The organism is Curtobacterium sp. MCJR17_055 (assembly GCF_003224335.1).
In the GTDB taxonomy this organism is placed as follows: Bacteria; Actinomycetota; Actinomycetes; order Actinomycetales; family Microbacteriaceae; genus Curtobacterium.
Genome location: NZ_QKLF01000003.1, coordinates 234869 through 259984, shown reverse-complemented (window position 1 = coordinate 259984; position 25116 = coordinate 234869). Strand labels below are relative to the sequence as shown.

Below are 25116 nucleotides of genomic sequence, written 5' to 3'. Positions count from 1 at the left end.
CGGCCGGCCCCGGGCCGGCTCCGAGGACGGCGGGCAGGACCACCGCCCGAGGAGCACGCATGACCGACGCGACCACCACCACCGGCTCCCCCGAGGGCCTCGCCGAGTACGCCGACCGCGGCATGGGCGAACTCGCGGAGAAGATGGGCATGGTGTTCACCGAGCTCTCCGCCGAGCGTGCCGTCGCGAGCATCCCCGTCGAGGGCAACCGCCAGCCGGTCGGGCTCCTGCACGGTGGCGCGTACGTCGTCCTCGCAGAGAGCCTCGGCTCGATGGCGGCGAACATCCACGCCGGCCCGGGTCGGTACGCCATGGGCATCGAGCTGAGCGCCTCGCACTCCCGCAGCGCGACGAGCGGCCGTGTGACCGGCACGTGCACCGCGATCCACCTCGGCGGCACCCTCACGACGCACGAGATCGTCCTCACCGACGACGAGGGCCGTCGTTGCTCGACGGTGCGCATCACGAACATCATCCGCGACGCTCGCTGACCCCCGCGGTCGGTCAGCCCTCGGGCGGCGCCTGGAGCAGCAGTCGGGCGTCCCCGAACCCGAGCCGCCGGTACAGCGTCTCGCCGGCGACGCTCGAGTGCACCGTCGTCCGCTCCGCCCCGACCTCCTCGGCGAGGTCGAGTGCCGCACGGACCAGCCGCTGCGCGACACCGCGGCCCCTGGCCTCGGGTGCGACGTACACCGTCTGCACGTCCGCGGTGCACCGCTCCGGGCGGTCCGGGGTCGGTGGTCGGGCGACGATCGCGAGCCAGGCCATGCCGACGACGACCCCGTCGAGCTCGGCGACCACGCACCGGTGCGTCTCCGGGTGCGCGAGCGCGAAGGCCGCCATGGCCTCGCGGAACGCCTCGGGCGTCCCGGCCGGGGCCGTGCCGTCCTCGTCCACCCGCCACCGCCACCGCAGGTCGGCCACCGTCGCCATGTCCTCCGACCGGGAGGCCCGGATCACCACGTCGTCCATGTGCCCAGCCTGCCAGCTGGTGGCGCCGGAACGAGGACCGCACGACGCCGGACGCACGGAAGGCGCCGTCCGCTCCGGACGGCGCCTTCCGTGGGGTGGCTGGTGGGACTACTTCTTGGCGCTGAGCTGCTCGATGATCGCCTTGGCGACGTCGTGCATCGTGAGCCGGCGGTCCATGGACGCCTTCTGGATCCAGCGGAACGCCTCGGGCTCGGTGAGGCCCATCTTCTCGTTGAGCAGGCCCTTGGCGCGGTCGACGAGCTTGCGGGTCTCGAAGCGCTCGACGAGGTCCGCGACCTCGGCCTCGAGCGTGATGATCTGCTGGTACCGCGAGAGGGCGATCTCGATCGCGGGGAGCAGGTCGTTCGGGGTGAAGGGCTTCACCACGTAGGCCAGCGCGCCGGCCTCGGTCGCACGCTCGACGAGTTCCTTCTGGCTGAACGCCGTGAGCAGGACGACCGGGGCGATGTGGTTCTTCGACAGCTTCTCGGCCGCGGAGATGCCGTCGAGCTGCGGCATCTTGACGTCCATGATCACGAGGTCGGGACGCAGGTCGGTGGCGAGCTGCACCGCGGTCTCGCCGTCTCCGGCCTCACCGACCACGTCGAACCCGTTGTCGCGGAGGATCTCGACGATGTCGAGACGGATGAGCGACTCGTCCTCGGCGACGACGACGCGACGGGGTGCGGCTGCGGTTGCTTCTGTGTCACTCACGACGAAGAGCCTACTAGACGCGCGATCGGACGGCGGCATCCGGACGCGATCCCCAGCGGGTCCGATCGGGCACCTGACGGAACCGGCCGAGCGGACCGAGTACGAGTGGCGGGACTCGAACCCGCACGCCAGAGGCAGAGCATTTTGAGTGCCCCGTGTCTACCATTCCACCACACTCGCGAGCGGAGCCAGCGTAGCAGCCACCGCGACGACGCCCCGCCCGGACCGACGCCCTCCCCGCACGGTACGGTCGGAGGTCCGGCAGTCCAGTCAGGAGGAGCCACGGTGGATTCACGCGCCGTCCGCACGTTCCGGGCGTTCGTCATCGTCACCGGCGCCGTCGCGATCGTCGCCGGCATCGTCGCCGTCGTGTGGCCGCGGCCGACACTGGTGCTCGTCGCGCTGCTCTTCGGGGTGTACCTCGTCGTCTCCGGGGCCATGCGGGTCTTCGCGGCCGCGCGGGGACACGGCACGTCGACCGTCTGGCGCTGGACCTCCGGCGTCGTCGGGTCCCTCGTCGGGGTCGCCGGACTCGTCACGCTCGTCGACCCCGCGGTACCGCTCGTCGTCTACGCGGTCCTGGCCGGGGTCGGGTTCCTCGTCGAGGGCGTCGCGGCGCTCGTCGGTGCCCTCGTCGGGCACCCCGGTTCCTCCCGGGTGCCGTCCGTCGTGAGCGGGCTGCTGTCGCTGCTCTGCGGCGTCGCGGTGCTGCTCGCCCCGACGCTCGCCCTCGAGGTCTTCACCGTCCTGGCCGGCATCGCCCTCGTCGGCGTCGGCAGCGCGGCGCTGCTCCTCCTGCCCGCGCGCGCCTCCGCCCGGCGCTGAACCGGATCGACGCAGCCCGGCGGCGGGGCTGCGTCAGGCCGACCCGGTCCCGAAGAGCAGACCGAGGACGTACGTCACGGCGGCGGCGCCGAAGCCGATCCCCAGCTGTCGGAGCGCCCGCCGGAGCGGCGACGCTCCGCTGAGCACACCGACCACGGCACCGGTGCCGAGCAGCGCGAGGCCGACGAGCGCCGAGGCCACCCCGATCGCGGCCCAGCCGTCGAGCCCGACCAGGTACGGCAGGACCGGGATGACCGCACCGGAGGCGAAGAAGCAGAAGCTGGAGAGCGCAGCGCTCGTGCCGGTGCCGACCGCCTCGTGCTCGTCGGCCCCCTCCGTGCCGACCGGGCGGGGCAGCGCAGAGCGGCTCCGCACCACCGGCACCCCGCCGGTCGCGGGGCCGGCCAGCAGGGCGGCGAGGACCTCGTCGGCGTGGGCTGCGGCCTCGTCCTCGGACATCCCGCGCGCCCGGTAGACCAGCGCGAGCTCGTTGGCGTCCACGTCGAGGTCGGCGACCGCGCGCTGTGCTTCGGGATGCGGGGTCGATGCGTCGAGGAGCTCCCGCTGTGACCGGACGGACACGTACTCCCCCGCCCCCATGGACAGCGCGCCGGCCAGCAGGCCCGCGATGCCGCTGAGCAGGACGAAGTGCCGGTCCGCCCCGGAGGCGCTCACACCGATGATGAGCGCGAGGTTCGACACCAGTCCGTCGTTGGCGCCGAACACCGCCGCGCGGAAGGTGCCGGACAGGCGCATCCGCCCGCGGTTCGCCAGCCCGCGGACGACTTCGCCGTGGATCCGCTCGTCGGCCGCCATCTGCGCGGTCGCGTCGGCGTCGTCCGCGTACGGCGAGCGGTCCTCCGCGCGCTGCATGAGCGCGAGCACGAAGACCGAACCGAACCGCGCCGCCAGCGCGGCGAGCACCCGGGTACGGAGGCTCCCCCGCAGCGGTCGTCCGACGTCGTCCCCGAGCAGGTCGCGCCAGTGCTGCTCGTGACGCCCCTCGGCCTCGGCCAGGGCGACGAGGATCTCGCGCTCCTCGCCGGTGCGTCGCGAGGCGAGGTTCCGGTAGACGGCCGCCTCGGCACGCTCGTCGGCGAGGTACCGGCGCCACCGCTGCACGTCGGCGCGGGACCGGGACGCGGTGTCGGTCCGGAGGCTCGGATCACCCATGCGACGCTCCTCGCGTACTCGTGCCGGTCGGTGTGGACGGGACCACGGTACCCGCGTGCGGACCGCGCCCGACGGGTGTCGTGCCTCCCGGCCGGGACGGCGGAGGCCGCCACCCTGGTGGGTGACGGCCTTCCGGGTCGTGTCGGTCACGGACCGACGCGACCGTGCTCAGTCGCGGACGTAGGCGGGTGCCGCCTCGGCGTGCGCGTCGCCCACCCGGTGCACGCGCAGGTCGTTCGTCGAGCCCTCGAGTCCGGGAGGCGAGCCGGCCGTGACGATGACCCGGTCGCCGGGGACGGCGAGGCCGTTGCCGATGAGGACGTCGTCCACCTGGGAGAAGAGCTCGTCGGTGTGGGTCTTCCGGTCCACCAGGTAGGACCGCACGCCCCACGTCATCGCCAGACGACGACGCGTCGTCTCGTTCGGGGTGAAGGCGATGATCGGCAGCCCGTGGCGCAGGCGGGACATGCGGCGGGCCGAGTCACCGGACTCGGTGAACACGCAGAGGTACGACGCCTCGGTGAACTCCGCGATCTCGACCGCTGCGAGGGTGATCGCGCCACCGAGCGTGCGGGGCTTCGTGCCGAGCGGGGCGATGCGCTCGAGGCCGTGGTCCTCCGTCGACTCGACGATGCGGGCCATCGTGCGCACGGTCTCCACCGGGTACTCACCGACGCTCGTCTCACCGGAGAGCATGACGGCGTCGGCACCGTCGAGGACGGCGTTCGCGACGTCGGACGTCTCGGCGCGTGTCGGGATCGGGGACGAGATCATCGACTCGAGCATCTGGGTCGCGACGATGACCGGCTTGGCCATGCGGCGGGACAGCTCGACCGCGCGCTTCTGCACGATCGGGACGGCCTCCAACGGGAGCTCGACGCCGAGGTCACCACGGGCGACCATGATCGAGTCGAACGCGTCGATGATCTCCTCGAGCGCGTCGACGGCCTGCGGCTTCTCGACCTTGGCGATCACCGGGAGGCGCTTGCCCTCCTCGTCCATGATCTGGTGCGCACGCTCGACGTCGGCGGCGTTGCGGACGAACGAGAGCGCGATGAGGTCCGCGCCCATGCGGATGCCCCAACGGAGGTCGGCTTCGTCCTTCTCGCTCAGCGCGGGCACGTTCACCGCGACACCGGGCAGGTTGATGCCCTTGTTGTTCGAGACGGTGCCGGCGACGACGACCTCCGTGCGGACGCGCACGCCGTCGGTGTCGAGGACGCGGAGGCGCACACGGCCGTCGTCGATGAGCAGCGGGTCGCCCGGCTTGACGTCCTGCGGCAGCCCCTTGAACGTGGTCCCGCAGACGTCCTTCGTGCCCGGCACGTCCTCCGTCGTGATCGTGAAGACGTCGCCGACGGCGAGCTCGTGCGGGCCGTCGGCGAACTTCGCCAGACGGATCTTCGGGCCCTGCAGGTCGACGAGGATCGCGACGGGCTTGCCCAGCTCCTCGGCGGCGCGACGCACGTTCTCGTAGTTGACCTCGTGCACGCTGTAGTCACCGTGGCTGAGGTTCAGGCGGGCGACGTCGACCCCGGCCTGGATGATCTGCTTGACGACCTCGTAGTCGGAGGTGGCAGGTCCGAGCGTCGAAACGATCTTTGCGCGTCTCAATGGATTCCTTCGTGTGGTGGAGGTGGCTTCGCGGAACGACGAGAGGCCACCAGCACCCTATCGAGTGCCGGTGGCCTCCCGTCTACGAGGTGGGGACCATCAGACCGAGATCGCCCGGTCCGTCGCCTTGACCGGAGCCGGCAGGATCGTCGACCCCTCGAGGTACTCGTCGACCTTCGCCGCGGCGGCACGCCCCTCGGCGATCGCCCAGACGATCAGGGACTGCCCACGACCGGCGTCGCCGGCGACGAACACGCCCGGCTCGTTCGTGGTGTAGTCCGCCTGGCGGGACACCGCGCCCGACACGGTGGTCGGGAGCCCCAGCTGCGGCTCGATCGTGTCGGTCTCCGGACCGGTGAAGCCCATCGCGATGAGCACGAGGTCCGCGGGGATCTCACGCTCGGTGCCGGCCTTCGGGACACGGCGGCCGTCGACGTACTCGGTCTCGGCGACGCGGAGCGCACGGACCTCGCCGGCCTCGTTCGCCAGGAACTCGACCGTGGTGGCCAGGAACATGCGCTCCCCGCCCTCCTCGTGCGCGCTCGTGACCTCGAACACCGTGGCGAACATCGGCCACGGCTGGTCCGACGGGCGCTCCAGCGGCGGCTGCTTGCCGATCGCCAGGTTCGTCACGCTGAGCGCACCCTGGCGGTGGGCGGTGCCGATGCAGTCCGCGCCGGTGTCACCGCCGCCGATGACGACGACGTGCTTGCCCTCGGCCGTGACCTGGTTGTCGACCACGGTGCCCGCGTTCGCCTTGTTCTGCTGGACGAGGTAGTCCATGGCGAAGTGCACGCCGGCGAGGTCACGACCCGGGATCGGGAGGTCGCGCGGCACGGTCGCCCCGGTGGCGACCACGACCGCGTCGTACCGCGACTTCAGGTCGTCCCAGGTGATGTCCCGGCCGATCTCGACACCGGCACGGAAGCGGGTGCCCTCGGCCTGCATCTGCGCGAGGCGGGCGTCGATCTGCCGCTTCTCCATCTTGAAGTCCGGGATGCCGTAGCGGAGCAGACCACCGATGCGGTCGTCCCGCTCGTACACGGCGACCGTGTGCCCGGCGCGGGTCAGCTGCTGCGCGGCGGCGAGCCCTGCGGGACCGGAACCGACGACCGCGACGGTCTTGCCGGTGAGGCGCTCCGGCGGGTGCGGCGTGACCCATCCGTTCTGGTACGCCTCGTCGATGATCGAGACCTCGACCTGCTTGATCGTCACCGGCGGCTGGTTGATGCCGAGCACGCAGGACGCCTCGCATGGAGCCGGGCACAGTCGCCCCGTGAACTCCGGGAAGTTGTTCGTCGCGTGCAGACGCTCGATGGCCTGGCGACCCTCGCCGCGCCACGTGAGGTCGTTCCACTCCGGGATGAGGTTGCCGAGCGGGCAGCCCTGGTGGCAGAACGGCACGCCGCAGTCCATGCAGCGCCCGGCCTGTCGCTTGAGCGCGCCGGACTCCTGCTGCTCGTAGACCTCTTTCCAGTCCATGAGCCGCAGCGGGACGGGACGGCGGGCCGGCAGTTCACGTTCCTGGACCTTCAGGAACCCCTTGGGGTCAGCCACGGGTCACCTCCTGGGTGAGGGTGCGGGTCGAGCGGGAGTGGAGGCGGGTGCGCGCGTGGTCAGCCACCGGTGACCTCCAGGATGCGGTTCCAGACGACGGTGCCGTCCGGGTCGAGGCCCTCGTCGACGGCCTGCTGACGCGTCTGGAGCACCGCCGCGTAGTCACGCGGGAGCACCTTGACGAACTCGGACAGGTCGCCCGAGTCGAGCAGCCCGGCGGCGATCGTCGAGCCGGTCTCGTCGGCGTGCCGGCGGAGCAGGTCGGTGACGATCGCGACGTCGGCGCTGTCGAGCGGTTCCAGGCGGAGCTCACCGGACGTGAGCGCATCGGTGTTGACGAGCTCGCGACGGAGTCCGCGGACGTAGGCCGTGCCTCCCGACATGCCCGCGCCGAGGTTCCGGCCGGTCTCGCCCAGGATGAGCGCGAGCCCGCCGGTCATGTACTCGAGTGCGTGGTCACCCACGCCCTCGACGACCGCGGTGGCACCGGAGTTGCGGACCAGGAAGCGCTCCCCCACGATGCCGCGGATGAACATGCTGCCCTGGGTCGCGCCGTAGCCGATGACGTTGCCGGCGATGACGTTCTCCGACGGGTCGAAGCCCGCGTCCGCCGCCGGGCGGACGACGATCTCGCCACCGGACAGCCCCTTGCCGACGTAGTCGTTGCTGTCGCCCACGAGCCGCAGGGTGATGCCGGCCGGCAGGAACGCGCCGAGCGACTGACCCGCGGAACCGCGGAGGGTGATGTCGATCGAACCGGTCGGCAGGCCGTTCTCCCCGTGCCGGAGCGTCACCTCGTGGCCGAGCATCGTCCCGACCGCGCGTTCCGTGTTGCGGATCGGCAGGTCGAGCGTCAGCGTGCCGCCGTGCTCGAGCACGTCGGACGCCTCGGCGATGAGCCGGTTGTCGAAGTGCTGCTCGAGCTCGTGGTCCTGCGCGCGGCGCCGGGTGCGCGGCTCGTCCGCCCCGAAGTCCGGCCCCTTGAGGACGGGTTCGAGGTCGAGTCCGGACGCCTTCCAGTGCGCAACCGCACGGTCCACGTCGAGCACGTCGGCGCGTCCGATGGCCTCGTCGAGGCTGCGGAACCCGAGCTCGGCGAGCAGTTCGCGCACCTCTTGCGCGATGAACTCGAAGAAGTTCACGACGAACTCGGGCTTGCCCGAGAACCGCGCCCGGAGCTCCGGGTTCTGGGTGGCGACGCCCACCGGGCAGGTGTCGAGGTGGCAGACGCGCATCATGATGCAGCCCTCGACGATGAGCGGCGCCGTCGCGAAGCCGTACTCCTCGGCACCGAGCAGGGCCGCCACGAGCACGTCGCGCCCGGTCTTCATCTGGCCGTCGACCTGCACCGTGACACGGTCGCGCATGCCGTTGAGCATGAGCGTCTGCTGGGTCTCGGCCAGACCGATCTCCCACGGGGTACCCGCGTGCTTGAGCGAGTTGAGCGGGCTCGCGCCGGTGCCGCCGTCGTGACCCGAGACGAGCACGACGTCGGCCAGTGCCTTCGTCACGCCCGCTGCGACCGCGCCGATGCCGGACTGGCTGACGAGCTTGACGTGCACGCGGGCCGAGGGGTTGGCGCGCTTGACGTCGAAGATCAGCTGCTTGAGGTCCTCGATCGAGTAGATGTCGTGGTGCGGCGGCGGCGAGATGAGGCCGACGCCCGCCGTGGCGTGCCGCGTCCGGGCCACCCACGGGTAGACCTTCTGCGGCGGCAGCTGCCCGCCCTCGCCGGGCTTCGCGCCCTGCGCCATCTTGAGCTGGATGTCGGTGGCGTGGGTCAGGTACATGCTCGTCACGCCGAACCGGCCGGACGCGACCTGCTTGATGGCGCTGCGCCGCTCGGGGTCGAGCAGACGCTCGACGTCCTCGCCGCCCTCGCCCGTGTTCGAGCGACCGCCGAGGCGGTTCATGGCGATCGCGAGCGTCTCGTGTGCTTCCTGCGAGATCGACCCGTACGACATCGCGCCGGTGTTGAACCGCTTGACGATCTCCGCGATCGGCTCGACCTCGTCGAGCGGTACGGGCTTGCGCGTGCCGTGCGAGAACCCGAACAGGCCGCGCAGCGTCATGAGCTGCTCGGACTGGTCGTCGACGGCCTTCGAGTACTCGCGGAACACGTCGTACCGGCGGGCTCGCGTGGCGTGCTGCAGCCGGAAGACGGTGTCCGGGTTGAAGAGGTGCGGCGGGCCCTCACGGCGCCACTGGTACTCGCCGCCGGTCTGCAGTCGCTCGTGCGAGAGCACGGCGCCGTCCTGCGGATACGCCTGGGCGTGTCGCTCAGCGTTCTCCGCGGCGATCACGTCGACGTCGACTCCACCGAGGATCGACGACGTGCCGGTGAAGTACCGGTCGACGACCTCCTGGCTGAGACCGACCGCCTCGAACGCCTGGGCGCCGGCGTAGCTCGACACCGTCGAGATGCCCATCTTCGACATGATCTTCAGGACGCCCTTGCCGAGCGCCTTGATCACGTTCTTGACGGCCTGCTCCGGCGTGAGCCCGGTGATCATGCCCGAGCGCACGAGGTTCTCGCACGTCTCCATCGCCAGGTACGGGTTGATCGCGGACGCGCCGTAGCCGATGAGCGTCGCGACGTGGTGCACCTCGCGGACGTCGCCGGCCTCGACGATCAGACCGACCTTCATGCGCTGCTCGGTGCGGATGAGGTGGTGGTGCACGGCGGCGAGCAGCAGCAGGCTCGGGATCGGCGCGTACTCGGCGTTGCCGTCACGGTCCGACAGGACGATGAACTGCTTGCCGGACTCGATCGCCGCGTCGACCTCGTCGCACACGGCGGTGATGCGCTGCTCCATGGCCGTCTCGCCGGCGTCCACGCGGTAGAGCCCGCGGATCGTCACGGTGAGGTGCCGCCCGGACGCCGTCTCGAAGTGCTGGATCTTCGCGAGCTCGTCGTTGTCGATCACCGGGAAGTCGAGCACGATCTGCTTCGCGTGCTCGGGCCCGGCGGTGAGCAGGTTGCGCTCCGGCCCGAGGCCGAGCCCCATCGAGGTGATGACCTGCTCGCGGATCGAGTCGAGCGGCGGGTTCGTCACCTGGGCGAACTGCTGCGTGAAGTAGTCGAACAGCAGTCGCGGACGCTGCGACAGGACCGCGATCGGGGTGTCGGAGCCCATCGCGCCGAGCGGCTCGGCCCCGGTCTGCGCCATCGGGCGGAGCAGGATCCGGACCTCTTCCTCGGTGTACCCGAAGGCGCGCTGCCGCCGGGTGACCGAGGCCGGGGTGTGCACGATGTGCTCGCGCTCGGGCAGGTCGGCCAGGTTGATGCGACCGGACTCGAGCCACTCGGACCAGGGTCCGGACGCGGCGAGCTCGCGCTTGACCTCGTCGTCCTCGATGATCCGGCCGTTCTCGGTGTCGACGAGGAACATCCGGCCCGGGCGCAGACGGCCCTTGCGGACCACCTTCGACGCGGGCACGTCGATGACGCCCGTCTCGCTGCCCATCACGATGAGCCCGTCGTCGGTCACCAGGAAGCGTCCGGGACGCAGGCCGTTGCGGTCGAGCGTGGCGCCGACGAGCGTGCCGTCGGTGAACGTGATCGCGGCGGGGCCGTCCCACGGCTCCATGAGCATCGAGTGGTACTCGTAGAAGGCGCGGAGTTCGGGGTCCATGTCGACCTGGTTCTCCCAGGCCTCCGGCACCATCATCGACATCGCGTGCGGGAGGGACCGACCGGTCAGGGTGAGGAGTTCGAGCACCTCGTCGAACGACGCGGAGTCGCTCGCACCCGGGCTCACGATCGGCAGCAGCGGTGCCATGTCGCCGAGGAGCTCGCTCTCGAGCTGCGACTGGCGGGCCCGCATCCAGTTCCGGTTGCCGCGCACGGTGTTGATCTCACCGTTGTGGGCGAGGGAGCGGAACGGCTGCGCGAGCGGCCACGACGGGAAGGTGTTCGTCGAGTAGCGCGAGTGCACGATCGCCAGACGCGACGCGAAGCGCTCGTCGCTGAGGTCGGGGTAGAACGGCTCGAGCTGGAGCGTCGTGACCATGCCCTTGTAGACCATGGTGCGGCTCGACAGCGACATGAAGTAGAGCTCGCTGTCCTGCTCCGCACGCTTCCGGAGTCGGAACGCCTGGCGGTCGAGCTCGATGCCGGAACGCGGCGCGCCGTGCTCGTCCGTGTGCGTGGACACGACGAAGACCTGCTCGAAGGCGGGCATCGCCGCACGCGCCAGGGTGCCGAGGACCTCGGGCCGGACCGGCACCTCACGCCAGCCGAGCACGCGGAGCCCCTCGTCCGCCGCGAGTGCCTCGACGGTCGCCTTCACGGTGGCGCGGGCGTCGACGTCGAGCGGCAGGTAGGCGGTGCCGACCGCGTACTGGCCGGCGTCCGGCAGGGCGAACGGCGCGACCTCGCGGAAGAACGCGTCCGGGACCTGACAGAGGATGCCCGCGCCGTCACCGGTGCCGGCGTCCGAGCCCACGGCACCGCGGTGCTCGAGGTTCCGGAGCGCGCCGAGCGCGGCGTCGACGATGTCGTGCCCGGGCGTCCCGCGGAGCGTCGCGACCATCGCGAGACCACAGGCGTCCTTCTCGTTCGCCGGGTCGTACATCCCGGCGGCGTCGGGGACCGCCGAGAAACGTCGGTGCGGCGAGCGGAGCCCGGTCCGGGACGACGAGTCCGTCGCGCCGTTCGGGACTGCAGAGGGCTGAGATGGCAGGAGCGCCATGGGGAACCGTCCTCACGAGGAAGTGGAACAGGGACAGCGGTGGCCCGGTGGTGCGTTCCGCCCGAGCGGGCGGGACTGGTGCCCGTGCTCGCCGCCAGGAGGTGTCCGGGCGGCGTGCGAGGAGTGGGGCCCGCTTGTGGCGGACCGCGATCGCGGTGTGGTGCTGGGTTCGGGAGAGGTCGGGACCTCAGTGTCGGTCGGCTGCGCTGGCGACCGGCTCCGGATCGGCGACACCGGTCGTGGTGTCGTGCTCCGAGTAGGTGTCGTCCGAGTCTACATCGGACTTCGAGCGGGGCTCGCGACCCGGCAGGTACGGGCTCGGCTCCTTGCCGAGGTGACGACGGGACTGCACCCAGAAGACCAGCAGGCCCAGCAGGATCGCGGCGAAGGACATCCAGACGTTGGTCCGGACGCCGCCGAAGGTCTCGCTCGTGTCCACGCGGATCGACTCGAGGACGGAGCGGCCGACGCCGTACCAGATGAGGTACAGGGCCATCACACGACCCCACTGCAGGCGGAACTTCCGGTCGAGGAGCAGGATGACCACGGCACCGACGACGTTCCAGATGATCTCGTACAGGAAGGTCGGGTGGAACAGGACGCCCTCGGGCAGGCCGGCCGGGTACGCCGGGTTGGTCGCCTCGATCTGCAGGCCCCACGGCAGGCTCGTCGGCATGCCGAACAGCTCGTGGTTGAAGTAGTTGCCGAGACGGCCGGCGGCCTGGGCGAGCAGGACGCCGGGCGCGGCGGCGTCGATGAACGCCGAGAACCGCAGGCCGGTCTGCCGGCAGCCGATCCAGGCGCCGAGCGACCCGAGGATCAGCGCGCCGAAGATCGCGAGTCCGCCCTCCCACACGTAGAACACCGAGAGCGGGTCGATCCCGGGACCGAAGTAGTCGTCGACGTGCGTGAGCACGTGGAACAGGCGGCCGCCGATGATGCCCGCCGGCACCGCCCAGATGGCGATGTCGATGATGACCCAGCGCTCGGCACCGCGCGCGTTCAGCCGGGAGTTCGTGAGCAGCACCGCGATGACGATCCCGACGAGGATGCAGATCGCGTACGCGTGGATCCGGAAGTCCAGCGGCATCGAGATGCCGAACGTGCTCTGCAGCCAGGCGGTCAGGTCGAAGTACTGCCACGCCGTGCTCGGGCTCGGGATGCTCAGGAGGGACATGTGGGTGCTGTCGCCTTTCACGGGGCTGGTGGTCGCCGGTCCTGGTGGTGCCGGGGGCCGGTCGGCCCCGATCACTGTAGCGCGGGTCGACCCGGCTCAGCGCCGCGCGGAACCCGACGACAGGTCGGCGGCACGCTCCGCGACGCCGGTGACCCCGAGGTCCGCCAGTGCCCGGACGAACGCGGAGCCGATGATCGCGCCGTCCGCGTACTCGAGCACCTCGGCGACCTGGTCGGCGGTCGAGATGCCGAGGCCGACGCACGTGCGCTCGACACCGGCGTCGCGGAGCCGCGAGACGACGGTGCGGGCCGCGCTGTCGACGCCGGATCGGGCACCGGTGACGCCCATCGTCGAGACGGCGTAGACGAAGCCGCGGCTCCGGTCCACGGCCTGCTTCATCCGGGCGTCCGTGGAGGACGGGGCCGCGAGGAACACCCGGTCGAGCCCGGTGCGCTCCGAGGCGTCGATCCACTGCCGGCCCTCGTCCGGGATCAGGTCCGGCGTGATGAGGCCGGCCGCCCCGGCCGCGACGAGGTCGTCCGCGAACCGGTCCACGCCGTACCGCAGCACGGGGTTCCAGTACGTCATCACGAGGACGGGGGTGTCGACGCCCTCGGTTATCGCGTGCACCGCGTCGAAGACCTGCGCGACCTTGAAGCCGTTCGCCAGGCTCTCCTCCGCGGCGCGCTGGATGACCGGTCCGTCCATCACGGGGTCGGAGTACGGCAGCCCGAGCTCGATGACGTCGACGCCGTTCTCGGCGAGGGCCACGGCGGCGTCGATGCTCGTCTGCAGGTCCGGGTAGCCCGCCGGGAGGTACCCGACGACGGCACCGGCGCGCTCGTCGTTCGCGCGGTCGATGGTCGCGGCGACGGTCTTGTTCGTGCTCACGACTGCACCGCCGTCTCGTCGAGGATGCCGAAGTACCGACTGGCGGAGGCCACGTCCTTGTCGCCGCGGCCGGACAGGTTCACGAGGACGACGCCGTCGGGGCCGAGCTCCTTGCCGAGCTTGATCGCCCCGGCCAGGGCGTGGGACGACTCGATCGCGGGGATGATGCCCTCGGTCCGGCTCAACAGGCGGAAGGCCTCCATCGCCTCGGTGTCCGTGATCGGCTCGTACGTCGCCCGACCGATCGAGGCCAGGTAGGCGTGCTCCGGTCCGACGCTCGGGTAGTCGAGCCCGGCCGAGATGCTGTGGCTCTCGATCGTCTGCCCGTCCTCGTCCTGCATCAGGTAGGACTTCGCACCCTGCAGGACGCCCTCGCGACCGAGGGTGATGCTCGCGGCGTGCCGACCCGTCTCCACCCCGTCGCCCCCGGCCTCGAAGCCGTACAGCCGGACGGACTCGTCGTCGAGGAAGGCCTCGAAGATGCCCATGGCGTTCGACCCACCGCCGACGCAGGCGGCGACGACGTCCGGCAGGCGCCCGACGCGGTCGAGGACCTGCTGACGCGCCTCTTCGCCGATCACCTTGTGGAACTGTCGCACCATCTCCGGGAACGGGTGCGGACCGGCGACGGTCCCGAGCAGGTAGTGCGTCGAATCGACGTTCGCGACCCAGTCCCGCAGGGCCTCGTTGATGGCGTCCTTCAGCGTGCGCGAGCCGGTCTCCACCGGGATGACCTGCGCGCCGAGGAGCCGCATGCGGGCCACGTTGAGCGCCTGTCGCTCGGTGTCGACGGCGCCCATGTACACGACGCAGTCCATGCCGAAGAGGGCCGCCGCCGTCGCGGTCGCGACGCCGTGCTGTCCCGCTCCGGTCTCCGCGATCAGGCGGGTCTTGCCGAGCCGGCGCGCGACGAGCGCCTGCCCGAGGACGTTGTTGATCTTGTGCGAGCCGGTGTGGTTGAGGTCCTCGCGCTTCAGGACCACCCGGGCACCACCGGCGTGCTTCGCGAACCGCGGCACCTCGGTGATGATCGACGGCCGCCCGGTGTACTCGCGGTGGAGCGTGTCGAGCTCGTCCCGGAAGGACTGGTCGGCCCAGGCCTCCCGGAAGGCGGCTTCGAGCTCGTCGAGCGCCAGGACGAGCGACTCGGGGACGAACCGCCCGCCGAAGTCGCCGAAGTACGGGCCTTGCAGGTCACGGAGTGAGGTCACGGTGGTGCTCCCGGGAGTGCCCGGCACGGGGCCGGACGGGTTGTCAGCCGTCGATGAACGACGCGAGCGTGGCGGCGGGGTCGGCGCCGGTGACGAGCGCCTCCCCGACGAGGACGACGTCCGCCCCGGCGGACCGGTAGTGGGCGACGTCGGCGGGGGTCTTCACGGCGGACTCGGCGACGCGCACGACCCCGTCGGGGATGCGGTCGGCGAGCGAGCCGAACAGGTCACGGTCGAGCGAGAAGTCGGTGAGGTCGCGGGCGTTGACACCCAGGATGCGAGCACCGGCGTCCAGCCCACGGGAGACCTCGTCCGCCGAGTGCGCCTCGACCAGGACGCGCATACCGAGCTCCTCGGCGAGGCCGTGCAGCTCGCCCAGGGCGGGCTGCTCGAGTGCGGCGACGATCAGCAGGACGAGGTCGGCCCCCGCCGCACGCGCTTCCAGCACCTGGTACGGGTCGGCGATGAAGTCCTTGCGGAGCACCGGCACCGACACCCGGGCCTTGACCGCCTCGAGGTCGGCGAGCGACCCGAGGAACCTGCGCCCTTCGGTCAGGACGCTGATCGCCGAGGCTCCGCCGCGCTCGTAGTCGGCGGCGAGCGACGCCGGGTCCTCGATGGGCGCCATCGACCCACGGGACGGGCTGGCCCGCTTGACCTCGGCGAGGACCTTGACGCGGTCCCCCGGCGTGAGGAACGTGAGGGCGTCGAGCGGGGACGCGACCCGGTCGAGGTCACGCTCGACGTCCGCGTACGGCCGGTCCAGGCGACGGGCCGCGGCGTCCTCGAGCGCGCCGGCGACGAGGGTCAGGAGGAGGTTCTCGGAGGGCGCGGCAGGCACGCGCTCACTCGCCGTGGTGCTTGGGGACGAACTTCGGGCCGTTCACGCCGTAGCCGGCCTTGCCCATGACCGCGCCGACGACGAGACCGATGACCACGACGGCGGCGGATGCCCACACGCCCCAGGCCATGTCGAACCAGAAGAAGAGCGTCCCGGCGGCGAAGCCGATCAGCATGATGACGACGGCCGTCCAGGCCGCCGGCGAGTGGCCTTCGCCGAGTTCTGCGGGCTCAGTGTTGCTCACGGTGCTCCTCGTTGTCGCTGGCGCCGCCGGTCGGGCGACGCTCCGACGATCCTACCGCGTCCGTGGTCCGGACCCGCCCGTCGGCGGCGTCCCCCGCGGTCGGGTCGAGACCCGCGCTCAGGTCGTCCCAGTCGACGACGGCGTCGCGGACGACGGGCGCCCGGGACCCGGTCCGGGAGGCGCCGGTCCCGTCTGACGTGCCGGCGCCGTCCGACGTGCCGGTGCCGTCCGACGCATGGGAGCCGGAGACGTCCGCTGCCGACCCGGGCGTGGCGGCGTCGCCGTACTTCCGGCTCGGACCGGGCCAGGACCGCTGCAGGACGAGCACGGCGACGCCGAGGAGGGCTGCGAGCACGCCGCCGGTGATCCCCACCACGGGCCAGATGCTGACGTCGACGCGCGTGACGACCTGCCGGACGGCGCCGATGTCGCTCACGCCGGCGACGGACCCCACGGCGCTGCGTGCGGCGGCCACCGGGTCGGACAGTGCGGAGATCCCGGTCACCACGACGGCCACGCCGAGCAGGACCTGCACGACCGCGAGCACGACCCGGACGACACGACCGGCGATCGTCAACGCGAGGAACAGCGCGAGGCTCGCGATCGCGACCGCGGTGTACTGCGGCACGACCGTCGCGCCGTCGGCGGCCACGGTCTTCACGACCGCCGCGGAGTGGTCGAGGTGCACGGTGAACCAGGTCTGCGTCCACGCGAGCATCACGAGGCCCGCGACCGCGAGCCCGACGACGACCACGAGCGGTCGGGAGCGCTTCACCGGAGCACCCCGGTCATCCGGTTCGCGGTCGCGACGGCACGCAGCGGCGCCGCGGCCTTGTTGACCGACTCGAGGTGCTCGCTCGTCGGGTCGGAGTCGGCGACGAGCCCGGCCCCGGCCTGCACCCGGGCGACGCCGTCCTGGATCAGGGCGGTGCGGATCGCGATCGCGACGTCGGCGTCCCCGGCGAAGTCGAAGTACCCGACGACGCCCGCGTAGGCACCGCGCGCCGCCGGTTCGAGCTCGTCGATGATCTGCAGTGCCCGCGGCTTCGGTGCCCCGGAGAGCGTGCCGGCCGGGAAGGTCGCGCGGAACACGTCGATCGCGGACGCCCCGGGCCGGACGGCCCCCTCGACGCTCGACACGAGGTGCATGACGTGGCTGAACCGTTCGACCGTCATGAACTCGGTCACCGCGACCGTGCCCGGCTCGCACACCTTCTGCAGGTCGTTGCGGGCCAGGTCGACGAGCATGAGGTGCTCGGCCCGTTCCTTCGGGTCCTGCAGCAGTTCCTCGCCCAGGCGGACGTCCTCCTCCGTGGTGGCACCGCGGGGTCGGGAGCCGGCGATCGGGTGCGTCATGGCCCGGCCGTCCTGGACCTTCACGAGCGCCTCCGGCGACGCGCCGACGATCCAGAAGGGCTCGCCATCGGTGCCCGCCAGGGACAGGAAGTACATGTACGGGCTCGGGTTGAGCGTCCGCAGCACGCGGTAGACGTCCAGCGGGTCGGCCGTCACGTCGTGGTCGAACCGCTGCGAGATGACCACCTGGAAGACGTCGCCGTCGCGGATGTACCGCTTCGACCGCTCGATCGCCGCCGCGTACTCCTCCGGGGTGGACCGGGAGCGTGCGGTCGGTTCGGCGATGTCGAACGCCTCGGCGACGGTGGCGACGCTCGGCTGCACGAGGTCGGCCTGCATCCGGTCGAGTCGGGTCTGGGCGTCGGACCACAGCGTGTCGGCGTCGTCCGTGCCGTCGTGCAGGGCGCTCGCGACGAGCAGCACGAGCCCGGTGCGGTGGTCGAGCGCGGCCAGCTCGGCGACGAAGGACAGCGCCTGGCCGGGCACGTCGAAGTCCGCCGGCGGCGCGTCGGGCAGGTGCTCGAGCTGGCGGACGGCCTCCCACCCGATGAACCCCACCGTGCCGCCGACGAGCGGCGGGGTCCCGGGCACGCGGGGTGTGGCCCACCGCTCGTGCAGTCGGGCGAGGACCTCCAGCGGAGCGCCGTCGAGGGACCCGACGGCACGTTCCGCCGACAGGCCGGTGTCGATCCAGGCCGCCCGGTCACCCTCCTGCGTCAGGACGCCGAAGCTCCGCACGCCGACGAAGGACCAGCGCGACCACAGCCCACCCTGTCCGGCGGACTCGAGCAGGAACGACCCGGGGCGTCCGTCGGCGAGCTTCCGGTAGACACCGACGGGCGTCTCGCTGTCGGCGAAGAGCGCACGGACGACGGGGACGACGCGGTGCCCCTCGGCGACCAGCCGGTCGAAGTCGGCACGGCTGGTGGTGCGGGGTGCGTCGCTCACCGGTCGGACCCCGCCGCGGGCTCGGCGGCGTCGCCGGGGCCGGTCTGCGCGTCGGCCGGTGCGGACGCCGTCACCGGGTCGAGCGGGTCGACGTCGAAGCAGCTGCGCGCACCGGTGTGGCAGGCCGCCCCCACCTGGTGCACCGTCACGAGCAGGGTGTCGTCGTCGCAGTCGAGGGCCGCACCGCGGACGTACTGGGCGTGCCCGGACGTGTCGCCCTTGCGCCAGTACTCGCGCCGGGACCGCGACCAGAAGGTCACCCGACCCTCGGTCAGGGTGCGGCGGAGGGCCTCCCGGTCCATGTAGCCGAGCATGAGGACGTCCTTCGACGATTCCTCCTGCACGATGGCGGGGAGCAGTCCGTCCGCACCGAAGCGCGCGCGGTCGAGGACCGCTCCGGTGCTGGTGCTGGTGCTGTCGGTCATGAGACCACCAGCCTACGGCCCGGCGCGGTCGGCGACCGGCGCGGCGGTCCGACCCGGCCGGGAGGCCCGTCCCGCGCGGTCCGGCCGGCTCAGCGGACGACGTGCCCGGTGGCGCGCAGCGCGTCCTTGACGTCGCCGACGGTCATCTCGCCACGGTGGAAGACGCTCGCCGCGAGGACCGCGTCGGCTCCCGCGTCGATGGCCGGTGCGAAGTGCTCGACGCGTCCTGCGCCTCCCGAGGCGATGACCGGCACCGAGGACACCGCGCGGACCGCGGTGACGAGCTCGAGGTCGAACCCGTTCTTCGTGCCGTCCGCGTCGATCGAGTTGACGAGGAGCTCGCCCGCGCCGCGCTCAACAGCATCGCGCGCCCAGGCGATCGCGTCGATGTCGGTCTCGGTGCGGCCGCCGTGGGTCGTGACGACGAAGCCCGAGGCGGTGCGGGCGGAGCGCTTGACGTCGAGCGAGAGCACGACCGCCTGCGAGCCGAACCGGTCGGCGATCTCGGTGACGAGCTCGGGCCGGGCGATCGCGGCGCTGTTCACGCCGATCTTGTCCGCACCGCACTGCTGCAGCCGCGAGACGTCGTCGACGCTCCGGACACCACCCCCGACGGTGAGCGGGATGAACACCTGCTCGGCGGTGCGGGTGACGGTGTCCCACATCGTCGCGCGGTTCTCGACCGTCGCCCCGACGTCCAGGAAGGTCAGTTCGTCCGCGCCCTGCTCGTAGTAGCGGGCGGCCAGCTCGACCGGGTCGCCGGCGTCCTGCAGGTCGAGGAAGTTGACGCCCTTGACGACCCGGCCGCCGGACACGTCCAGGCACGGGATGACACGGACGGACACGCCGCCGAGGGCGGTCGCGACGGGCGCGTCGGTCACAGGCGTGCGGCGTGGATCGGGCTGACGAGGATGGCCCGCGCGCCGAGGTCGTAGAGCGCGTCCATGATGAGGTTCGCGTCCTCGCGCGGGATCATCACCCGGACCGCGGACCAGTCGCGGTCGTGCAGCGGTGAGACGGTCGGTGACTCGATGCCCGAGGCGATCGCCGTCGCCCGTTCGAGCAGCTCGGACGGGATGTCGTAGTCGAGCATGACGTACCCGCGGGCGACCAGCACGCCCTGCAGGCGGCGGCGGAGGACGTCGATCCCGGCGATGCTCTCGTCCGTGGTGATGAGGACCGCGGTGGACTCGAGGATGACCGGACCGAAGATCTCGAGGCCCGCGGCGCGGAGCGTGCTGCCGGTGGACACGACGTCCGCGACCGCGTCGGCGACACCGAGGCGGACCGCGCTCTCCACGGCGCCGTCGAGCTTCACGAGCGTCGCGGTCACGCCGTGCCGCGCGAGGAACTCGCCGACGAGTCCGGGGTAGCTCGTCGCGACCCGGACGCCCTCGAGGTCCTGCAGCGTGGCGTAGCGACCGGGGGCCCCGGCGAACCGGAAGGTGGAGTCGGCGAACCCGAGCGCGTCGACCTCGTGCGCGGCCGAGCCGGAGTCGAGCAGCAGGTCACGGCCGGTGACGCCGACGTCGAGCGCGCCCGAGCCGACGTAGGTCGCGATGTCGCGCGGCCGCAGGAAGAAGAACTCCACCCCGTTGCGCTCGTCGAGCAGGTGCAGCGCCTTCGGGTCACGGCGACCGGCGTACCCGGCCTCCCGGAGCATCTCGGAGGCGGTCTCGGACAGGGAGCCCTTGTTGGGCACGGCGATGCGGAGCATCAGGGGTCTGCTTCCTGGAGGAGGGTCGGTGACGGGTCTGCGGTGCGCTGGACCAGCGCTCCCTACAGATGTCGCCAGACGTCCGCCGGGGTGAGGCCCTTCGCGACCATGAGCACCTGCAGGTGGTACACGAGCTGCGAGATCTCCTCTGAGGTGCGCTCGTCGCCCTCGTACTCGGCCGCCATCCAGACCTCGGCGGCCTCTTCCACGATCTTCTTGCCGATCTGGTGCACGCCGGCATCCAGTTCGGCGACGGTGCCGGAGCCCTCCGGGCGCGTCCGCGCCTTCTCGGTCAGCTCCGCGAACAGGTCGTCGAACGTCTTCACGCTCCCAGGCTACCGGTCCGCGAGGGCACGCTGCGCCGCCGCCCGGAGATCGGCGATGCGCGCTGCCGGCTCCCCGCCGTACACCGCGGAGCCGGCGACCAGGGTGTCGGCGCCGCTCCGCACGGCCTGGGGTACGGTGTCGACCGCGATGCCGCCGTCGACCTCGAGCCAGACGTCGAGCCCCGACGCGTCGACCGCCGCCCGGGCGTCGGCGAGCTTCGGCATCACCTCGGGCATGAACGACTGCCCGCCGAACCCCGGCTCGACGGTCATGAGCAGGACCATGTCGTAGGCGTCGAGGTGGTGCAGCACCTGGGTCACCGGCGTGCCGGGCTTCAGGGCGACGGCGGCACGGGCCCCGTTCGACCGGATCGCCGCGGCGGTGGCCACGGGGTCGGTCGCCGCCTCGAAGTGGAACGTCACGCTGGCCGCGCCGGTCTCGGCGTACTTCGGTGCCTCGGTGTCGGCGTCGGTGATCATGAGGTGGACGTCGAGCGGGACCGGCGAGACCTGCTGCAGGCGCTGCACGATCGGCAGCCCGAGCGTCAGGTTCGGCACGAAGTGGTTGTCCATGACGTCGACGTGCACCATGTCGGCGGTGTCGATGCGCTGGAGCTCGCGCTCGAGGTTCGCGAAGTCGGCGGACAGGATGCTCGGCGAGATGCGGATCGTCACCCGTCGAGCCTACCGGCCGCGGTTCAGGCCGTTCGGCGCACGAGTGCGATGAACATCGCGTCGGTGCCGATGCGGTGCGGCCAGAGCTGCACCGTCCGGCCGTCCGCGACCCGGGGGTCACGAGCGGCCACCGACCGGACCACGGACGCCGTGTCGAGCTGCTCGAGCTCGTGCCCGTGGCGGCGCATCAGGGCGTCGACCTGTCCGCGGGTCTCCGCCAGGTGCGGCGAGCACGTCACGTAGGCGAGCGTGCCGCCCGGTACGAGGACCCGGACCGCGGCCTCGAGCAGTTCCTCCTGCAGGACGGCCAGCTCCGCGACGTCCTCGGGCTGCTTCCGCCAGCGGGCCTCCGGACGACGGCGCAGCGCACCGAGCCCGGTGCACGGCGCGTCGAGCAGGATGCGGTCGAACCGCACGCCGGAGCCGTCCTGTCCGAAGCGACGGCCGTCGCCCTCGACCACCGTGACGGTGTCGCGGAAGTCCCGGAGGGCCTCCCGGACGAGTCCCACCCGGGCCGGGACGAGCTCGTTCGCGACGAGGGTCGCCCCGGCCTGCGCGGCCTCGGCCGCCAGGAGCGCCGCCTTGCCGCCGGGACCGGCGCAGAGGTCGAGCCACCGCTCGCCGGGACGGACCTCGGAGGACCGGGAGAGCGCGAGGGCGGCGAGCTGCGAGCCCTCGTCCTGCACCCGGAGGCGCCCGGCCGCGACGCCGGGGACGCGTGCCGGGTCGCCGGCGACCCCGCGGATGCCGACCGGTGAGACGGGCAGGTCGGGCGCGACCGGTGCGGTCGCGGGCGCGGTGTCGCCACCGGCGGTGTCGGCGGCGGCGGCGTCGTCGCCGACAGCGCGGTCGCCGGTCGTGTCGTCGTCGGCGGGACCGACGGGAGGCTCGTCACCGGAGGCGTCGTCGTCACCCGTGGCGCGCGCGGTCGCCTGCTCGACGTCCTCCGCGGTGGCGACGCCGGGCAGTGCCGCGAGCTGGACCCGGGGCGCCTCGTTGTCGGCCGCCAGGAGTGCGACGAGTTCGTCGCGGGAGCGCTCGGCGGCGAGGGCGTCACGGAACGCCGACACGACCCAGACCGGGTGCGACCACCGCGTCGCGAGCAGTGCCTCGCCACCGAGGCCCGCCGTCACCAGGGCGTCCCACTCCTCCGGGGTCTTCGCGGCGACCTTCCGCATCACGGCGTTGACGAAGCCGGTGGCCCGGGCGACCCCGACCTCTCGGGCGAGTTCGACCGTGGCGGACACGGCCGCGTGGGTCGGTGTCCGCATGGCGAGCAGCTGGTGGACGCCGAGGCGCATCACGTCGAGCACGTCGGCCTCGACGAGGTCCGCGCGACGTCCGGAGGCCAGGGCGACGACGGCGTCGTACCGGCCGATCATCCGGATGGTGCCGTAGGTCAGCTCGGTCGCGAAGCCGGCGTCGCGGGCGCTCAACCCGGCGCGGCGGATGCGGGTCGGCAGCAGGAGGTTCGCGTAGGCGTCGTCGACCTGCACGGCACGGAGCACGTCGAACGCGACCCGGCGGGCGCTGACCTGGCGGGCTGCCTGGGGACGACCGCCGGTCCGACGACCGCCGACACCGGGTCCGCCGCTGCGCCGGCCCTCGTCGCCGCTCCCCTGTCGGCCCCGCGGCCGTGCCTGTCCCGCGCTCATGCGAGCACCTTCCCGTCGAGCGGACCGAGCCCGCGGGCCCAGGCCGCGGCGTCCATCGCCTTCTTGCCGGCCGGCTGCACCTCGCGCAGCACGAGCGGCTCGTCCGCCGTGCCGACCAGCAGCACACCGTCCACCAGTCGGAGCGCACCGGGGGCGGGACGCGGGGCGGCCTCCCCCGCGCCTCCCGGTCCGACCCGGCCCGCCCGGAGCAGCTTGACCCGGGTCTCGCCGAGCAGCGCGAACGCGCCGGGCTCGGGGGTGACCCCGCGGAGTCGTGCGTGCACGACGGCGGCGGGGGCGGCGAAGTCGGTGCGGCCGTCCTCGAGCGTCAGCTTCGGCGCCGTCGTCGGCTCGCCGACCTGGTCGGCGGCGACCGCGGTCCCGGCGGCGAGGTCGTCGACGACCCGGACGACGAGCTCCGCGCCGCGCTCGGCCATCGCGCTGAGGACGTCGCCCGACGTCGCCTCGGGATCGATCGTGAACGGCTCGGTCGCGAAGACCGGGCCGGCGTCCAGGGCCTCGACGAGCTGGAACACCGTCGCCGCGGTGGTCGTCTCACCGGCCATCACGGCGCGCTGCACCGGGGCGGCGCCGCGGTACGCGGGAAGGTCCGAGAAGTGCAGGTTCACCCATCCGAGCCGCGGGGCGTCGAGGGCCGGACGGCGGAGCAGCGCCCCGTACGCGACGATCACGCCGAGGTCGACGTCCAGGTCCGCGATCCGGGCGGTCACCTCGTCGTCCACGCGGGCGGCCTCGATCACCGGGAGCCCGAGCTCCGACGCGACCTGCGCGACCGGCGTGGGGGTGAGCACGCGCTTCCGTCCCTGCGGCGTCGGCGGCCGGGTGAGCACCGCCGCGATCTCGTGGTCGGACGCCGCCAGAGCGCGGAGGGTGGGGACCGCGGCAGCGGGGCTGCCGGCGACGACGAGACGCATCGGACCAGTCTCCCACGAGACCCGGACGGGACGGGCGGCCGAGGTCGCGCTCGGTCCGCGCCGGGACTGGGTGTGTGCGGAGGCGGTCCTGCCTACGGTCGCTGGCACCTCGACGGAAGGACCACCATGACCAGCGACGCACTGCCCCTGCCCGACTTCGACCACCTCCCGCTCGGCAACCTCGCCGAACACGTCCGCCCGCTCGACCGCGACCAACTGCAGACCCTGCTCGACCACGAACGGGGCCACGGCGACCGACTGCCGGTCGTGCAGGTGCTGACCTCCCGCATCGCAGCCCTCGACGCCGGCGCCGAGCCGACCGGGACGGTCCCCGAGCACCTGCCCGAGGTCCAGCAGGGCACCGCCTCGCCCGCCGTCACGCCAGCGACCTCCGGCCCGGTGGTCAACCCGCCGTCGCACGGCGACCCGACCAACCCCGCCCAGCCGCGCTGAGCCCGGCAGCCGGAGGTTCCGTCGGCCGCTCCGTCCCCGGGACGAGGGCCCGCGGCACCTCCGGACGTCCCCGTCGTCGCACGGGTACGGTCACAGGCAATCCGCTGAAAGGAACGACCATGTCAGACCGACTGTCCACCCCCGCTCCCACCAGCTTCGCCGAGACGCCCGTCCAGAAGGGCGCCCTCGTCGTCGGGATCGTCTTCCTGCTCGTCGGCCTCGCCGGCTTCGTCCCCGGCCTCACGACCGGTGACCTGGGCGGCGCCGGCAACGACTCCATGGGCATGCTGCTCGGCATCTTCCAGGTGTCGGTGCTGCACAACATCGTCCACCTGCTGTTCGGTGTCGTCGGGGTCCTCGCAGCACGTCGTGCCAGCGGGTCCCGGTTCTACCTGGTGATCGGCGGCGTCGTGTACTTCGTCCTCTGGATCTACGGCCTCTTCACCGCGAACAGCGACAGCGCGGCGAACTTCGTGCCGCTCAACTCGGCCGACAACTGGCTGCACCTCGTCCTCGCGATCGGCATGGTCGCGCTCGGCGTCGTGCTGTCCCGCGGCCGTCGCGCACCGGTCGGTGCGGAGCGCACTGCTCGCTGATCCGCGTCGGTGACGGACGGGAGGCCCGTGGCGGGATCGCCACGGGCCTCCCGTCCGTCCGGGCGGCACAGCGCGGGGGCGCGTACAGCGCGGGGCCCGTGGAGCGCCGGGCGCGTA

General features: G+C 72.3%; 24 protein-coding genes and 1 tRNA gene. 4 read left to right on the top strand and 21 right to left on the bottom strand.

Going from position 1 to position 25116, the window contains the following annotated elements; all coding sequences use genetic code 11:
• Window positions 1–59: 59 nt before the first annotated feature.
• Window positions 60–491 carry a PaaI family thioesterase gene (locus DEJ16_RS08695; RefSeq protein ID WP_110825038.1) on the top strand — a complete coding sequence of 144 codons (432 nt, stop codon included), beginning with the start codon at window positions 60–62 and terminating at the stop codon, window positions 489–491.
• A 13-nt stretch (window positions 492–504) separates the two neighbouring features.
• Here the strand turns inward: DEJ16_RS08695 and DEJ16_RS08690 are convergent, their stop codons facing one another.
• The 3 genes from DEJ16_RS08690 to DEJ16_RS08680 form a co-directional block, all read right to left on the bottom strand.
• Window positions 505–972: a GNAT family N-acetyltransferase gene (locus DEJ16_RS08690; RefSeq protein WP_110825039.1), complete on the bottom strand. Its 468-nt coding sequence runs from the start codon at window positions 970–972 to the stop codon at window positions 505–507.
• A 108-nt stretch (window positions 973–1080) separates the two neighbouring features.
• Window positions 1081–1686, bottom strand: a complete 606-nt coding sequence (locus tag DEJ16_RS08685; protein ID WP_110825040.1) for an ANTAR domain-containing response regulator — start codon at window positions 1684–1686, stop codon at window positions 1081–1083.
• 100 nt (window positions 1687–1786) lie between these two features.
• Window positions 1787–1866: transfer RNA gene (locus tag DEJ16_RS08680), tRNA-Leu, on the bottom strand.
• Between the two features lie 105 nt (window positions 1867–1971).
• On the opposite strand from DEJ16_RS08680, the gene DEJ16_RS08675 reads away from it, so the two are divergent.
• Window positions 1972–2511, top strand: coding sequence for an HdeD family acid-resistance protein (locus DEJ16_RS08675; protein WP_181419531.1), 540 nt, complete (start codon window positions 1972–1974; stop codon window positions 2509–2511).
• A gap of 33 nt (window positions 2512–2544) precedes the next feature.
• Here DEJ16_RS08675 and DEJ16_RS08670 read toward each other — a convergent pair whose 3' ends face one another.
• The 18 genes from DEJ16_RS08670 to fmt all read right to left on the bottom strand — a co-directional run bounded on the left by DEJ16_RS08670 (window position 2545) and on the right by fmt (window position 23950).
• Entirely contained in the window at window positions 2545–3684 is a 1140-nt protein-coding gene (locus DEJ16_RS08670; RefSeq protein ID WP_110825042.1) for a VIT1/CCC1 transporter family protein, read from the bottom strand.
• A gap of 168 nt (window positions 3685–3852) precedes the next feature.
• Complete coding sequence (pyk, locus tag DEJ16_RS08665) at window positions 3853–5298, bottom strand: pyruvate kinase (RefSeq protein ID WP_110825043.1); 1446 nt, start codon at window positions 5296–5298, stop codon at window positions 3853–3855.
• A 99-nt stretch (window positions 5299–5397) separates the two neighbouring features.
• Window positions 5398–6855 carry a glutamate synthase subunit beta gene (locus DEJ16_RS08660; RefSeq protein WP_110825044.1) on the bottom strand — a complete coding sequence of 486 codons (1458 nt, stop codon included), beginning with the start codon at window positions 6853–6855 and terminating at the stop codon, window positions 5398–5400.
• A 59-nt stretch (window positions 6856–6914) separates the two neighbouring features.
• Window positions 6915–11432, bottom strand: coding sequence for a glutamate synthase large subunit (gene gltB, locus DEJ16_RS08655; RefSeq protein WP_110825045.1), 4518 nt, complete (start codon window positions 11430–11432; stop codon window positions 6915–6917).
• Between the two features lie 304 nt (window positions 11433–11736).
• Window positions 11737–12726, bottom strand: coding sequence for a prolipoprotein diacylglyceryl transferase (gene lgt / locus DEJ16_RS08650; protein ID WP_110825046.1), 990 nt, complete (start codon window positions 12724–12726; stop codon window positions 11737–11739).
• 96 nt (window positions 12727–12822) lie between these two features.
• Window positions 12823–13617: a tryptophan synthase subunit alpha gene (gene trpA, locus DEJ16_RS08645; protein WP_110825047.1), complete on the bottom strand. Its 795-nt coding sequence runs from the start codon at window positions 13615–13617 to the stop codon at window positions 12823–12825.
• Complete coding sequence (gene trpB, locus DEJ16_RS08640) at window positions 13614–14828, bottom strand: tryptophan synthase subunit beta (protein ID WP_110825217.1); 1215 nt, start codon at window positions 14826–14828, stop codon at window positions 13614–13616. Before trpB ends, trpA begins: the two co-directional genes overlap by 4 nt.
• 43 nt (window positions 14829–14871) lie before the next feature.
• A complete protein-coding gene (trpC, locus tag DEJ16_RS08635; RefSeq protein ID WP_110825048.1) occupies window positions 14872–15669 on the bottom strand; it encodes an indole-3-glycerol phosphate synthase TrpC in 798 nt (265 codons plus the stop codon).
• Window positions 15670–15673: 4 nt separating this feature from the next.
• Window positions 15674–15913 carry a DUF6704 family protein gene (locus tag DEJ16_RS08630; protein WP_110825049.1) on the bottom strand — a complete coding sequence of 80 codons (240 nt, stop codon included), beginning with the start codon at window positions 15911–15913 and terminating at the stop codon, window positions 15674–15676.
• Complete coding sequence (locus tag DEJ16_RS08625; protein WP_110825050.1) at window positions 15900–16688, bottom strand: Trp biosynthesis-associated membrane protein; 789 nt, start codon at window positions 16686–16688, stop codon at window positions 15900–15902. Before DEJ16_RS08625 ends, DEJ16_RS08630 begins: the two co-directional genes overlap by 14 nt.
• Complete coding sequence (locus DEJ16_RS08620; protein ID WP_110825051.1) at window positions 16685–18217, bottom strand: anthranilate synthase component I; 1533 nt, start codon at window positions 18215–18217, stop codon at window positions 16685–16687. Before DEJ16_RS08620 ends, DEJ16_RS08625 begins: the two co-directional genes overlap by 4 nt.
• Window positions 18214–18642: a phosphoribosyl-AMP cyclohydrolase gene (gene hisI / locus DEJ16_RS08615; RefSeq protein WP_110825052.1), complete on the bottom strand. Its 429-nt coding sequence runs from the start codon at window positions 18640–18642 to the stop codon at window positions 18214–18216. The genes DEJ16_RS08620 and hisI overlap by 4 nt, the downstream gene beginning before the upstream one ends.
• Window positions 18643–18731: 89 nt before the next feature.
• Window positions 18732–19523 (bottom strand): imidazole glycerol phosphate synthase subunit HisF, encoded by a 792-nt coding sequence (gene hisF / locus DEJ16_RS08610; RefSeq protein ID WP_258365882.1) that lies wholly within the window; start codon window positions 19521–19523, stop codon window positions 18732–18734.
• Complete coding sequence (gene hisG / locus DEJ16_RS08605) at window positions 19520–20359, bottom strand: ATP phosphoribosyltransferase (protein ID WP_110825053.1); 840 nt, start codon at window positions 20357–20359, stop codon at window positions 19520–19522. Before hisG ends, hisF begins: the two co-directional genes overlap by 4 nt.
• Window positions 20360–20421: 62 nt before the next feature.
• A complete protein-coding gene (locus tag DEJ16_RS08600; protein WP_058742152.1) occupies window positions 20422–20685 on the bottom strand; it encodes a phosphoribosyl-ATP diphosphatase in 264 nt (87 codons plus the stop codon).
• A 9-nt stretch (window positions 20686–20694) separates the two neighbouring features.
• Window positions 20695–21360, bottom strand: coding sequence for a ribulose-phosphate 3-epimerase (gene rpe, locus DEJ16_RS08595; protein WP_110825054.1), 666 nt, complete (start codon window positions 21358–21360; stop codon window positions 20695–20697).
• 23 nt (window positions 21361–21383) lie between these two features.
• On the bottom strand, window positions 21384–23015 hold the full coding sequence (locus DEJ16_RS08590) for an RsmB/NOP family class I SAM-dependent RNA methyltransferase (protein ID WP_110825055.1): 1632 nt from the start codon (window positions 23013–23015) through the stop codon (window positions 21384–21386).
• A complete protein-coding gene (gene fmt, locus DEJ16_RS08585) occupies window positions 23012–23950 on the bottom strand; it encodes a methionyl-tRNA formyltransferase (RefSeq protein ID WP_110825056.1) in 939 nt (312 codons plus the stop codon). The genes DEJ16_RS08590 and fmt overlap by 4 nt, the downstream gene beginning before the upstream one ends.
• A gap of 126 nt (window positions 23951–24076) precedes the next feature.
• On the opposite strand from fmt, the gene DEJ16_RS08580 reads away from it, so the two are divergent.
• Together DEJ16_RS08580 and DEJ16_RS08575 are read left to right on the top strand one after the other, a co-directional pair.
• Window positions 24077–24403: a hypothetical protein gene (locus DEJ16_RS08580; protein WP_110825057.1), complete on the top strand. Its 327-nt coding sequence runs from the start codon at window positions 24077–24079 to the stop codon at window positions 24401–24403.
• A 119-nt stretch (window positions 24404–24522) separates the two neighbouring features.
• On the top strand, window positions 24523–24999 hold the full coding sequence (locus tag DEJ16_RS08575; protein WP_110825058.1) for a DUF4383 domain-containing protein: 477 nt from the start codon (window positions 24523–24525) through the stop codon (window positions 24997–24999).
• Window positions 25000–25116: the final 117 nt, after the last annotated feature.

What these genes read in the sequence shown, in the direction of transcription:
- DEJ16_RS08695 (WP_110825038.1), top strand. Translation starts at nt 60, where the DNA reads ATGACCGACGCGACCACCACCACCGGCTCCCCCGAGGGCCTCGCCGAG.
- DEJ16_RS08690 (WP_110825039.1), bottom strand. Translation starts at nt 972, where the DNA reads ATGGACGACGTGGTGATCCGGGCCTCCCGGTCGGAGGACATGGCGACG.
- DEJ16_RS08670 (WP_110825042.1), bottom strand. Translation starts at nt 3,684, where the DNA reads ATGGGTGATCCGAGCCTCCGGACCGACACCGCGTCCCGGTCCCGCGCC.
- gltB (WP_110825045.1), bottom strand. Translation starts at nt 11,432, where the DNA reads ATGTACGACCCGGCGAACGAGAAGGACGCCTGTGGTCTCGCGATGGTC.
- lgt (WP_110825046.1), bottom strand. Translation starts at nt 12,726, where the DNA reads ATGTCCCTCCTGAGCATCCCGAGCCCGAGCACGGCGTGGCAGTACTTC.
- hisI (WP_110825052.1), bottom strand. Translation starts at nt 18,642, where the DNA reads ATGACCGACAGCACCAGCACCAGCACCGGAGCGGTCCTCGACCGCGCG.
- hisG (WP_110825053.1), bottom strand. Translation starts at nt 20,359, where the DNA reads ATGCTCCGCATCGCCGTGCCCAACAAGGGCTCCCTGTCCGAGACCGCC.
- DEJ16_RS08590 (WP_110825055.1), bottom strand. Translation starts at nt 23,015, where the DNA reads ATGAGCGCGGGACAGGCACGGCCGCGGGGCCGACAGGGGAGCGGCGAC.
- fmt (WP_110825056.1), bottom strand. Translation starts at nt 23,950, where the DNA reads ATGCGTCTCGTCGTCGCCGGCAGCCCCGCTGCCGCGGTCCCCACCCTC.
- DEJ16_RS08580 (WP_110825057.1), top strand. Translation starts at nt 24,077, where the DNA reads ATGACCAGCGACGCACTGCCCCTGCCCGACTTCGACCACCTCCCGCTC.
- DEJ16_RS08575 (WP_110825058.1), top strand. Translation starts at nt 24,523, where the DNA reads ATGTCAGACCGACTGTCCACCCCCGCTCCCACCAGCTTCGCCGAGACG.